This is a genomic window from Methanoculleus frigidifontis (assembly GCF_030464345.1).
Classification (GTDB): domain Archaea; phylum Halobacteriota; class Methanomicrobia; order Methanomicrobiales; family Methanoculleaceae; genus Methanoculleus_A; species Methanoculleus_A frigidifontis.
On the sequence record NZ_VCYH01000004.1, the window covers coordinates 266,114 to 278,020 of the forward strand.

11 protein-coding genes and 1 pseudogene are annotated in these 11,907 nt (G+C 63.7%); 4 read left to right on the top strand and 8 right to left on the bottom strand.

Annotation, left to right across the window (positions count from 1 at the left end):
* Window positions 1-56: 56 nt before the first annotated feature.
* Window positions 57-521 (top strand): ArsR/SmtB family transcription factor, encoded by a 465-nt coding sequence (locus FGU65_RS07880; protein ID WP_301663889.1) that lies wholly within the window; start codon window positions 57-59, stop codon window positions 519-521.
* Window positions 522-530: 9 nt separating this feature from the next.
* Here FGU65_RS07880 and FGU65_RS07885 read toward each other — a convergent pair whose 3' ends face one another.
* A complete protein-coding gene (locus FGU65_RS07885) occupies window positions 531-923 on the bottom strand; it encodes an NUDIX hydrolase (protein WP_301663890.1) in 393 nt (130 codons plus the stop codon).
* Between the two features lie 114 nt (window positions 924-1,037).
* Here FGU65_RS07885 and FGU65_RS07890 point away from each other — a divergent pair, with 114 nt between their 5' ends.
* Window positions 1,038-1,970, top strand: a complete 933-nt coding sequence (locus FGU65_RS07890; protein WP_301663891.1) for an AEC family transporter — start codon at window positions 1,038-1,040, stop codon at window positions 1,968-1,970.
* Between the two features lie 5 nt (window positions 1,971-1,975).
* Here the strand turns inward: FGU65_RS07890 and FGU65_RS07895 are convergent, their stop codons facing one another.
* From FGU65_RS07895 to FGU65_RS07925, 7 genes are all read right to left on the bottom strand, one after another.
* A complete protein-coding gene (locus FGU65_RS07895) occupies window positions 1,976-2,827 on the bottom strand; it encodes a prenyltransferase (protein ID WP_301663892.1) in 852 nt (283 codons plus the stop codon).
* A gap of 14 nt (window positions 2,828-2,841) precedes the next feature.
* Complete coding sequence (locus FGU65_RS07900) at window positions 2,842-3,666, bottom strand: phytoene/squalene synthase family protein (RefSeq protein ID WP_301663893.1); 825 nt, start codon at window positions 3,664-3,666, stop codon at window positions 2,842-2,844.
* A gap of 8 nt (window positions 3,667-3,674) precedes the next feature.
* A complete protein-coding gene (gene crtID / locus FGU65_RS07905; RefSeq protein ID WP_301663894.1) occupies window positions 3,675-5,147 on the bottom strand; it encodes a bifunctional phytoene desaturase/3,4-desaturase in 1,473 nt (490 codons plus the stop codon).
* Window positions 5,148-5,304: 157 nt separating this feature from the next.
* Entirely contained in the window at window positions 5,305-6,060 is a 756-nt protein-coding gene (locus FGU65_RS07910) for a carotenoid biosynthesis protein (RefSeq protein ID WP_301663895.1), read from the bottom strand.
* Between the two features lie 44 nt (window positions 6,061-6,104).
* Window positions 6,105-7,232 carry a sulfopyruvate decarboxylase subunit beta gene (gene comE, locus FGU65_RS07915; protein ID WP_301663896.1) on the bottom strand — a complete coding sequence of 376 codons (1,128 nt, stop codon included), beginning with the start codon at window positions 7,230-7,232 and terminating at the stop codon, window positions 6,105-6,107.
* The gene (locus FGU65_RS07920) at window positions 7,225-8,499 is read right to left on the bottom strand and encodes a cysteate synthase (protein ID WP_301663897.1); all 1,275 of its coding nucleotides are present in this window, start codon (window positions 8,497-8,499) and stop codon (window positions 7,225-7,227) included. Before FGU65_RS07920 ends, comE begins: the two co-directional genes overlap by 8 nt.
* A gap of 6 nt (window positions 8,500-8,505) precedes the next feature.
* On the bottom strand, window positions 8,506-9,738 hold the full coding sequence (locus FGU65_RS07925) for a methanogenesis marker 16 metalloprotein (protein ID WP_301663898.1): 1,233 nt from the start codon (window positions 9,736-9,738) through the stop codon (window positions 8,506-8,508).
* A gap of 266 nt (window positions 9,739-10,004) precedes the next feature.
* On the opposite strand from FGU65_RS07925, the gene FGU65_RS07935 reads away from it, so the two are divergent.
* Both FGU65_RS07935 and FGU65_RS07940 read left to right on the top strand, forming a co-directional pair.
* Window positions 10,005-10,493, top strand: a complete 489-nt coding sequence (locus FGU65_RS07935; RefSeq protein WP_301663899.1) for a helix-turn-helix domain-containing protein — start codon at window positions 10,005-10,007, stop codon at window positions 10,491-10,493.
* 67 nt (window positions 10,494-10,560) lie between these two features.
* Window positions 10,561-11,769, top strand: a pseudogene (locus tag FGU65_RS07940) (Na/Pi cotransporter family protein); the annotation flags it as partial.
* Window positions 11,770-11,907 lie beyond the last annotated feature (138 nt).

Here is an 11,907-nt window from a genome sequence, read left to right on the forward strand (position 1 = left end):
CTCCGGCGGGAAACGGTCTGATACCGGCTGCACCGGGAAGGCGGCGGGGGATACCTGTGGCGACTGAAGAGATTGTTCTTGACCGTGCCGATATCGCGGCACTTTCCTCCGACACCCGGGTTGCGATCGTAAAAGCACTCGACGCCCGGCCGATGACCGTCAGCGAGCTCGCCGGACACCTCGGCCTCGCCAAATCCACCGTCCACGAGCATCTCTCCCTGCTGGCGGACCGGGGGATGGTGACGGAGGACGAAGACCGGAAGTGGCGCCGCTACTCCCTGACCGAAAGGATGCGACGGCTCCTCCGCCCGGGCAACAGTCACCGGATCTCCATCCTGCTCGGCACCTCGCTCGTCACGCTGACGCTCGGAGCGATCCTCCTCGCCACGTACTTCCGCGGGTATACCGTGCAGGGCGGAAGCACCCTCCGCGATCCCCTTCTTCTCTTCGCCGGAGAGGCGTTCCTCTTCGTGACGTTCGCGCTCTGGTATCTGGTGCTCCGGCCGCTCCGGAAGGTCTAGAGAACCGGACTACGGGCCAAACAGCCCTGCGAACTGTTCCGCAAGATCGAGGCAGCGGATCTCCCCGGGAGCAAACCAGCCATATTCGTCGTGCTCGGGGCTGAGCCTGACGTCCTCGGTGTCGGCGTCGCATTCCATAATCAGGTAAGCGATCCGTTTATCAGTGAGCTCGAGCTCTCCGGCACCGGCGACGTGCCGGATCAGAACGTGCATGCCGGTCTCCTCGGCGACCTCCCGCCGGAGGGCGCGGTCGAAGGTCTCGCCCGGGTCGGGCTTGCCGCCGGGCAGATCCCACTTCCCGGGATTGATCTCGTCGTCGGGAGCACGCCTCAGGAGCAGCGCCTTCCCTTCGCGGCTGCGGATCACCGCCGAGACAGCGAGATGCCACGGTTTCTCCTGCATGGAAGAGAGGTAGCGTTGCCGGCGTAATAAAGATCCGCCCACTCGCGCGACATCGAGCAGAACCGTAATGGATGATCGGGGCACATCTTTGAGGAACACAGTGAGGACGACAGCATGGACGGGATGATCGGAGAGTTTCTGATGGTGGCGGACCGGATCTTCATCCTCGTCCTCCTCATCGCGGCGGGCTACATCGCCCTCGCCGCCGGCATCCTCGACCGGCACTCGACCGGGCGGATATCTGCGCTGCTGATCAACGTCACGATCCCCGCCCTGATCATCGTCTCGATGCAGGTGCCCTTCTCCCCGGACCGCCTCGCGAACACCGAAGAGATGCTGCTTTTGACCGGAGCGCTCTACGTTCTCTCGTTCGCCGTCGCCTACCTCGCATCACGGGCGCTCTCCCGCGAGGCCGCGGAGAGGGGGGTCTTTCAGTTCGCCGTCGTCTTCGGGAACGTCGGGTTCATGGGCTTTCCCGTCATCGGGGCGATATACGGTGCAGACGCGCTCTTCTTCGTCGCCATCTTCAACCTGGTCTTCAACGTCCTGGTCTTCTCGGTCGGGATAGCGATGATGACCGAGGGGCGGCGCGAGGGGTTCGACCCGAAGATGCTTGCAAACCCCGGGATCGCCGCATCGGTGATCGGGTTTCTCCTCTTTCTCTTTTCGGTGGAGATCCCCTCCCCCTTCATCGATTCGATCGCGATCCTCGGCGACGTGACGACGCCGCTCGCCATGATCGTCGTCGGGGCGCTGCTCGCCACCTTCCCGGCGCGGGAGATGGTGGGGAACTGGCGGACCGCAACAGTCAGTCTCATCCGGCTCCTCATCCTGCCGGTCGCGTTCTGGTTCCTCGCACGCCCCTTCGTCACTGATCCCCTGATCTTCGGCGTGCTGATCACCCTCGCCGCGATGCCCGTCGCCGCGAACACCGTCATCTTCGCAGAGCAGTACGGCTCCGACTCGCGCCTCGCCTCGCAGGTCGTCTTCGTCTCGACGATCGGTTCGCTCCTCACAATCCCGCTGATCACGACGCTGCTGGTCTGACCCTACTACGAGACCGTCCGGAGGGTTGCAAGGACGAAGACCAGTCCGCCAAGGCTGGTGTTAACATACGGGAGGTACCAGTAGACCCGTTCGAGCGAGAGGTCCTGCCGCAGCAGGAGAGCGAGGGGGACTGCAGGGTAGACCAGCACCAGCAGGCTGAGCGGGCGAAAGCCGGCGAGCAGAATGACAATGGCAGCGAGAGCGGACCAGAACCCGAGGCAGAGGAGGAGCGAGCCCCGCTTCTGCAGGAGAACCGCCGTCGTCATCATCCCTGCGGCCCTGTCGTAGCCGATGTCGGGGATGGCGGAGAAGAGGTGCATCGCCGCGATGTGGAAGTACCCGGCGAAGATGAGAAGGAGCGGGGGGATGGCGCCGCTCGCGAGGTAGTAGCCCAGGATGCCCGGGACGATGTACAGCATGTTCGACGAGAAGTCGAGGAACGGCACCTCCTTGAACCGCAGCGGGGGTGCGCTGTAGAAGTAGGACAGAAAGAGGAACGAGAGGAGAAGCACCTGCCCGACAGTATCCAGCACGAAGAGCAGCGCCAGGCTGATGCCGCCCGACAGCCCGAGGAGGAGGAAGAGGTTCCGGCCGTCCGCCTGACTCAGACGATACTCTTTGACGTCCTTTTTGGGGTTGAACCTGTCGGTCTCCTGGTCCCACCAGTCGTTCACCCCGTAGATGAAGATGTTGGCGGGGAGGAAGAAGTAGAGCAGGAAGAGGATGTATTCGGGGGCGAAAAAGGCCGACCAGGAGTTCATCCCGAGCGCGTAGCCGACCACGTACGTCCCGCCGGTGTAGATCCAGAACCGGAACCGGGAGACCCGCCAGGCAAGTGAGAACAGTCGCAAAACCACGGTGTTTTACACCTCTACGTCCTCAGGGTGTTGTAGGTGGCGCCGGATACGATCCGCATCACCGACGGTTTCACCTTGCGTCGATAGACGACGGCGGGGTCCCGGCCGATGGTCATGGCGGTCCACCGGTACATGTCCGACGCCGTCCTGATCGGGATCAGGTAGCGCCGGGGTATCCATCCGAACCCGGCCTCCGCCTGTTCCTGCCACTCCCGATACCGCCCGAGCTGGAACCGGACAAACGCCGCGAAGTAGTCCCGGTTCCGGAGGGCGGCGGTCTCCGAGAGGTCGTCGAGCCCGAATCGGTCCAGTTCTTCCCGGGGAAAGTATGTCCGCCCGAGGATGAGGTCTTCGGGGATGTCGCGGATGAAGTTGATATACTGCATCGCCCGCCCCAGGTTCCGTGCGGCAGCGTGTGATTCGGGCGCGAGGTCAAGGATCTGCGCCATCATCAGCCCGATCACCTCGGACGAGCCGTAGAGGTAGACCTCCAGGTCATGAATCGTCCGGTAGGAGCCGACCGTGATGTCCTTCTCCATGGAATGGAGAAACGCATCCGTCCATGCCGGATCGAACCGTTTCCGCCCGGCAAGATCGACGAACGAATCGATCGCCACATCCCCTGTCGTCTCGCCTTCTCTTGCCGAGGCGTACCGGTCGACAAAGGCGGAGAACTCCTCAACCTGCTGCGGCACGGCATCCACGTAATCGTCCGCCGTGCGCACGAAGCTGTAGAGCGCGAAGACGTCCTCTTTCACCGCCGGCGGGAAGAAGAGCGTCGAGTAGAAGTAGGTCTTGCTGCCGTGTTTGAAGATGGTGTAGAGGGTTCTGTCGATCACGACGCACCTCACTGATACCGTTCGGTCAGTTCACGGGCGACGAGCTGGGACGAGATCAGGGTCATCGGCACACCGATCCCGGGGTGGGTGTACTGCCCGGTGTAGTAGAGGTTCCCGGCCCGTTTGCTCCGGTGTGCAGGACGCCAGAGCGCCGTCTGCCAGAGGGTGTGGGTGAGCCCGAGCGCGGTGCCTTTATAGGCATTGTAGCGCTGTGCAAAGTCGGAGAGGGCGAATATTCTCTTGACGACGACGGCGTCCCGGATCTCTTCGCCGAGGATCTCCTCCATGCGGTCCATCAGGAGGTTGTAGAACCGATCGCGCAACGCCGGGGTATCCTCAAGGCCGGGAGCCAGGGGAGCCAGGACAAAGAGCGTGTCGGTGCCCTCCGGCGCAGCGGTCGTATCTGTCCTGGAGGGGACGTTGACGTAGAACGAGGGATGCGACGGCCAGGCGGCCTTCTCGGGGTCGAAGATCGTCTCGAAACTCTCCTCCCAGTCCGGTTCCAGAAAGAGGTTGTGGTGCACCAGCCCGCCGATCTCCCGGTTCACGCCCAGGTAGGCGACGAACGCAGAAGGTGCCAGGATCTTCTTCTCCCAGTACGAGGCGGAGTACGACCGTGCGTCCTCCCCGAGGAGGCGCAGCTCCGTGAAGGGGTAATCTGCGTTGACCACGACGATATCGGTATCGTAGGAACCGGCGGGGGTGACAACGTGGCGGGCGGTCTTGTGCTCCACATTGATGGCGGTCACCGGTTCGTTGTACCGATACTCGACCCCAAGCTCCCGGCCGAGCGAGATCAGCCCCTGTACAACCGCCCGGATCCCGCCTTCAGGGTACCACACGCCCAGGTTCATATCGATGTGCGTCATGATGTGGTAGAATGAGGGGGTATTCTGCGGCGAACCGCCGAGGAAACCGATGGAGTACTGCACGATCTTCCGGGCCTCGTCGCTCTCGAAGTGGTTTTGGACAAAGGTCTCCAGGTTCTCAAAGAGGTGCAGCTTCATTCCCTCCAGGAGAAGCCGTCCGTCAAGGAAATCGAGCACCGTACGGTAGTCCCGATAGAGAAGGCTGCCCATGGTAAGGTCATACTTCTCCTCCGACTCCCGAAGATAGCCTTTCAGTTTCTCCGCCCCTCCCGGCTCAAACGACTCAAAGAGAGCGTAGTTATCCTCGAGATCGGCGGAGACGTCGACCGCTTTTTCATCGCCGAAGAAGACCCGGTACGAGGGATCCAGCCTGATGAGCCGGAAGAAGTCCTCGGGACGCCGGTCAAGCTCGGCAAAGAACCGTTCGAAGACGTCGGGCATCAGGTACCACGACGGCCCCATATCAAACGTAAAACCATTCTCACTGTAGACGCTCGCCCGTCCCCCGGGCTGTTCGTTCTTCTCGATAACCGTGACATCGAAACCATTCTTTGCGAGAAGGACGGCGATGGAGAGACCGCCGAACCCCGCCCCAACGACTACAACCCGCATTGATAAACCCCCTGGCAGGAACAGAAACAGACGAAAGAACACAGATCTCGCATATAAATTTTCCCGCTGCCGAAGAGACCGAAGATCCGATCGACGCCGGGGCTGCATTTCCCGTGCAAACCAATTCCACCCGGAGCATCTGCCGGGCGCTCATCTGCTATTCCCGGGGTGAGTCGTCCCTGAAAACGACCAGGCAGGTTGCCGCAAAAAGCCCCGCCCCGAGAAATGCCGGTATGAGAAGGCCGTTCTGTGCAAGATAGCCGATCCAGAACGCCAGAATGAGCAGGAGACTGCTCGCCACCATCCCGGGAACCGATCGAGCGGCTGCGAGTTTCCGGGCGGCGATGAGCGAGATGAGCCCGATATAGGCAGCCCCGGTCAGCACCCAGCCTGCGAAGTTCGAGACCGGGACACCATAGTAGGCGCCCTCCTCCGCCCAGACCCAGAGACCGGCGTGCACGGCTGCCGGGTCGATGACAAGATCGATGAGCAGAAGGAGGAGGGTTCCTGCCGGAATCAGCCGATACCATGCAGTGCCGACGGCGGCGCTGGCGACGGTCACCGCTCCGAGCAGCATCGGCAGGTACGCAAATGCAACTGTCCAGGGAACGAGATCGAAAAGGGGATCTCCGAGGTGCGGAGAATAGGTGAACCTGCCGTAGGGAACGCCGGTGGCGACGGCATACGCCTCGACGAGCAGGGGCAGCAGGCTGAGCAGAACCAGGAGTCCGATGCCTCTCACCGCCCCGAGCCACCGCACAAGGGCGATATACGAAGGAAGAGCGAGCCCGATCAGGAAGATGACCGACACAACAGACGCCAGATCGGGCGCATCGAAGCGCACCACCAGGTATCCGGCGAGAAAGAGGATCAGGGCAACGGAGAGGAGCCCCCACCTGACGGAGAGTTGCATGCACCGGGAACGGCGGCGGCCGAGATAAACGTATCCGGACAGGACTATACCCGCTGCAGCGACCCCATAAACCGGTTTCGGATCTCCTCCGGGGTGTACGGGACGTTCGGCACCGGTGCGTTCCCCGGTTTCAGGACGATATGGATGAAGGCGGGTCCCCTCCCCCGCGCCTCCCATGCCTCCCGGATCTCCTCCGGTGTATGGGCTTTGGCGGTGTTCCGGATCCCAGCGGCGATCGCGAGAAGTTCCATATCCACCTGGCCGTAGGCGCTCGTCGGCTGGTTGCCGGTGCTGCCGAAGGCGCCGTTGTCCAGGCAGACGACGGTGAGGTTTGCGGGAGCTTCGGCCGCCACTACCGGGAGGACGGCCGAGCCGAGCAGGCTGCCGTCGCCGTCGAGCACCACCACGTCGCGGCCCGACTGCAGCGCGAGCCCGAGGCCGATCGGCGTCGCCTGGGTGTAGCTCCCGAGCATGTAGAAGTTCTCGGGCCGGTCGCGGGCGGCATAGAGCTCCTTTGAGGGGACGCCGATGTTCGCAACGACGAGCTCGCCCTCAAGGAGGTCGGCGATCACCCGGATGGCAGCGAACCTCGTCATCCCGGGTTCGCGGATCGTCCGATGGTATTCGAGTAGGGATTTCCGGCTCCGGGGCGGGAGCGGCGATTCTGCGGGTGTACAGACATCCCCCGGCCCCTCCCAGAAGGACGGCACAATCAGAGCCACGTGCGGGCGCATCTCGCCGTAGGCATTCTCGATGACGGCGTCGATCAGGCCCGCCTCCGTCTCGTCCCGGATGATGGTGTACGGGATATCGAGCGCGTCGAGCACGCCGGGAAGCGCCCGGTTGAACGGGACCTGGGCAGGGATACTCTCGTGGTAGACGCCCCGCCAGCTCGCGAGGATCGGGAGCGGGAGATCGAAGGTCACCGTCAGGGACATGACGGCGTTTAAGGAGTTGCCGAGCCCCGAGCTCTGCATGTGCAGCGCCGGCCGCCCCCCGGCGAGGGCGAGCCCTGCAGAGATGCCGATGCCGTCCTCTTCGCGGGTGAGAACGACGGTGCGCAGCCGCTTCGGAAAGAGAAAGCAGAGATCTTTGGTCTTATCGCAGGGGAGCGATACCACCGTATCGATTCCCTGGCCGGCGAGCCGGTCGATGACGTGCCGTTCATGCATGGGACGCCACCCACCCTGCAATCTCATGCCGCACCGCATCGTCGAGGGACGCACCGGCAGGGAGGCGGAGGAACGGCTCGATCCGGTGCTGCTCATGATCCTCCCGGACGCGCTCGTAGCCGCCGCCGGTGATGTTGAGGAGAACGCATCGTCCGGTATCGATCGTGTCCCGTTCGACCGCCTGCACCAGTGACGCGACGCAGACGGCTGCCGCCGGATCGAGGTCGATCCCCTCGGTCTCCGTAAAGAGCGCCCCGGCAGACCGTGCCTCGTCGTTGGTAGCCGCATACATCCGCCCGCGGGTCGCGACGAGGGCGTCGTAGACGCCGCCCTTTACCCCGTACGGCGGCTCGCGGTTCGTCAGCACGTCGGCAGAGACCGCCGCGATCGCCTGCCGTGCATCGGGCATATCCTCATGACGGATCCAGTCCCGCCCTGCCTCCCACGCACGCACCATCGGGATGAAGGGGACGTTCTGGGAGAGGTGGAGCTCGGGGCGGTGTGTTCCGAACCGCCCGTCGCCGATCAACCGCTCCGCCGCTTCCCACGCGGCAATGCCCCCGGTCCCGCTCCCGACCGCCTGGAAGTAGTAGTCGGGCAGCCTGCCGGCGGCCAGCGTGCCGTCGAGCATCGTCGTGCCCATCCCGTCCCGCCGGGCGACGTTCCGCGCCCCGCCCTCGGGGGTGATCCCGGGGATTGTGGCGATCTCCCTCCCGAGCTGTATGGCATCGGTGTAATCCCCCTCGATCGTGATCAGGCAGACCGATCCGGCCTCCTCGGTCGTCCAGAGGCGATCGGCGTTCTCCGCCGGGACGACGACGACGACCGGCATCCCGGTCAGCGCCGAGACCTGGCAGAACGCCCGCCCGGTGTTCCCTGCCGATGCGATCTGGAGGATGCCGCTCCCTTTCTCGCGCAGGCGGAGAACTGTCGGCTGCGCCTCGAGCTCCTTGAACGAGCAGGTCAGGATATTGCCTTTTCGTTCCGGCCAGTATCCGGAGAAGGTGACGATGAGATGCTCAAGCCCAAGCTCCCGCGCGAACGCCTCGCTCCGGTAGGAGACCGGTCCCGCATCCAGCGGAAGCGAGTGCTCCACCGGGAGCCAGTCGATGTAGCGGAACATGCCGGGCAGGTCTTTGATGTCGAGCTGCCGATTCCGGTAGTAGGTCCTGACCAGCGCTGTGCACTGCGCAGGGCATTCAAGGGTATAGTGGTCGTCGAACGGCAGCCAGCACCCGAGGCACTGCAGCCGGTATTTGTCGTCCATCTCGTATCATCTCCCGGAGAGGGGAAAATCTCCGCTCAGTATCTTCTCTTTGAGGTCGATGCAGATCTCCTCCGCACGCCTGCGGCTGGACTGCCGCAGGGTGATCGGGATCTTCCGGCCCCGGAGACGGAGGGAACCGTAGTCGCCCTCACAGGCGCTGCTTGGGCAGACTGTGATACACGTGCCGCAGTCGATGCAGCGGTTCCGGTCGATGCCTTTTCCTTTCGAAAACGCCCCGGTCGGGCAGGTTTCGGCGGCGAAGCAGACCGAGCAGTCCTCGCACCAGTCGGGATAGTACTGCACGCACCGGTCTGTCGTCTGCCAGACCGCCCCGTACGAGCCCTCCCCGAGAACCTTCCGGTCGTTGATATCGGCAATCGGGATGGGGATCTCCTCGTCGAGGACGCGGAGCGGCGCGAGGCTGCGCTCGTCGAGCACCGGGATGGGCACGGCGATGCTGATGAAGCACTCCGGCGACGCGGAGGTCCGAAAGCCGCCGAGATACTGCGACCGCATCCCGCATATCTCTGCGCTGATTGAGAGGTTCGGCCTTTCCGGGCTGCTCCGCGTGCCCTCGCCGACGACGATCCCGGCGGCTCCGTTCAGGAGGACCGATGCACCCGCACCGAGGGAGAGCCGGGCGGGGTCGTTCTGCAGCGGGTTTATCTCGCCGCAGCCGCTCACCGAGACCTCGCGGCACGGGCCGCGGAGCCCCCGCACCGAGAAGATGGTGGAAACCATCGTCGGCCGGCGGTTCACGAAGGCCGTGTAGTTCTTAAACGCGCTCCGGGTCGTGAACATCCGGGCGAACGGCAGGTCTTCGAGCGTCACCGCCGCCTCGAAGGTCTGGTTCTTCGCCTCCGCCACGACCTCGATCCGGTTTCCGGCGGCGAGGTCGCGGAGGAGGTGGCCGCCGCCGTAGTCGGAACCCGCATGAGCGGTGCCGGAGACGATGAGATCGACGAGGCCGAGCCGCTCGTTCGGGCAGGGGCCCGGCAGGCACGGCACGCCGTTCAGCCAGACCTTCTCCGCCCGTTCGAAGCTCCCCGCAGGAGCGACCGGCACCGAGAGGATGGCGGCGGTGCCCGACATCACCCCGCAGGTTCCGGTGGTGACGACGTCGACATCGGCCGCAGAGAGCGCCTCCCCCTCCCGGACGAGCGCCTTGAACTCGGCGGCCGTGTAGACGACCGCCTCGCCTCGCCGGATCTTCTCCCCAATCTCCTGAACCGTCTTCATAACAACCTGATATCCTCCACCCGCACGTAGAGCCCGCAGGACTTTCCGAGCACCATATTCACAACCCCCGTATGCGTCAGGTTCATCATGCAGTACCCGGGTGATTCCCGTGAAACCAATGATGTGGTAGCCCTCCACATCCTTAAACTCTCTGCCCCGGGGTGCCTGCGCCGGTCAGGCATCGACCGAGAGGAATCTCATTATTCTCGCCTGAAATTTACCAAAAAAGAAATGTTTATCCCAAATAATTCTCCTATAGGAGAGTAATGTTCTCGAGAAGGATCTTCGAAGTCGAGTTTGCGGCCGCACTCGAGGAGGAGCTGCGGCGCCGGGATATGAGCGTGCGGGAGCTTGCGGACCGGGCGGAGATCCCGGTCGCAACCCTCTACAAACTGACGGGCGGGAGAGCCGATCCCCGCCTCTCCACAGTGAAGAAGATCGTCGGCGTCCTCGAACCGCGGGAGCAGAGCTTCATCGCGGTGATCGCCGCACGCTTCCTCCTCGACGACCTCGACAACCGGGAGATCCCGGTCGGCGACCGGCGGTACCGGATCCGGGGCTATTCGGCGGAGTCGCTCGACGAGTGCATCATCGCCGCCGCCCGGGCGGACAAGGAGGGGGCGCTCGGGATCATCTGCGCACCTATCCTCGCCACTATCGTCGAGAAGATCGTCGACTGTCCGGTCGCGATCATCAAGCCGCAGCAGCAGACGCTGATGGAAGCGATCGAGACGATCGGGAAGAGGATCGAGTAGCAGCGGTGCATCGGTACAATTCATCTCCTTTTTCCGTCCGCACCTCCCATGTATCTCATACGATACCATGGTCCCCTGGGAGCTCGTATTCGCCATTGTTCCCGGCCTGATCCTCTTCTTCTACGGCATAGAGAACTTCTCCCGTGAGATCCTGGCGGTCGCGAAGGGAAGTTTCAACAGGATTCTCGGCAGAGTGACGACGCGCCCGGTCGTCGGAGCGCTCCTCGGCGCCGGCGTCACCGCCCTCGTCCAGTCGAGCGCCGCGACGACGATCATCACCATCGGGCTCGTCAACGCCGGGACCCTCTCGTTCCTCCAGAGCCTCGGCATCATCATCGGCTCGAACATTGGGACGACCGTCACCGCCCAGCTCGTCGCCTTCAAGATGACGGCCTTCGGGCAGGTGCTGATCCCGGTCGGCTTTCTCGTCGGGATCTTCGGCGGCCGGTATAAGTTCCTGGGTAAACCCCTCTTCTACTTCGGCCTGGTTCTCTTCAGCTTAAACCTCGTCTCCACGGCGCTCGCACCCTACCAGAGCGATCCCGAGATCGTCGGGATCATCACGGAGTTCTCGTCGCTTCCGCTCGCCATCCTGATCGGATTCCTCTTCACCGCCATGGTGCAGTCGAGCTCCGTCACGACCGGCCTCGTCGTCGTTCTCGCCCAGCAGGGGCTGCTCACCCTCCCGCAGGCGATCCCGATCCTGCTCGGCGCAAACATCGGATCGACCACGACAACGCTCATTGCCTCCGCCCGGATGAACCTCTACTCCCGGCGTGCCGCGGCGGCTCACTTCATCTTCAACCTCGGGGGCGTGCTCCTGGTCCTGCCCTTCCTCGTGCCGTTCACCGGCGTCGTGGAGACGATCGGCGGGACCGAGGCGCAGATGGTGGCGAACGCCCACCTCATCTTCAACCTGATCGCGGCGGCAGTCTTCCTCCTCTTCATCGGACAGTTCAAACGCCTCGTTGAGCGGGCGGTGCCCGGCAGCGAGCCCGAGATCCTGATGCGGACGCGCTACCTCGAAGACGGCATCCCCGACGATACGCACCTCGGGCTCGAGCTGATCCAGAAGGAGCTTCGGCATGCCCACGAGATCACGCTCGACCTCTTCCGTGCATCGATGACCTGCCTCGCCACAGGAAGGGAGGCAGACTACCAGATGGTCGAGAAACTCGAGAGCCTGAACGACTACCTCGACGAACGGATCGAACAGGCTCTCCGGGCGCTCTCGAAGCGGGCGCTCTCGGGCTCCGGCGCAACCGGGGTGGTCTACCTGGCCAGGATGTCCAACGAGATCGAACGGCTCGGGGATCTCGGAGCGGATCTCGGGGAATTCTCCCATAAAGCGTCCAGGGGCGGGAAGGCCGTTCCTGCCGCCCTGATGCAGAGGACGGAGAGTATCTACCGGATC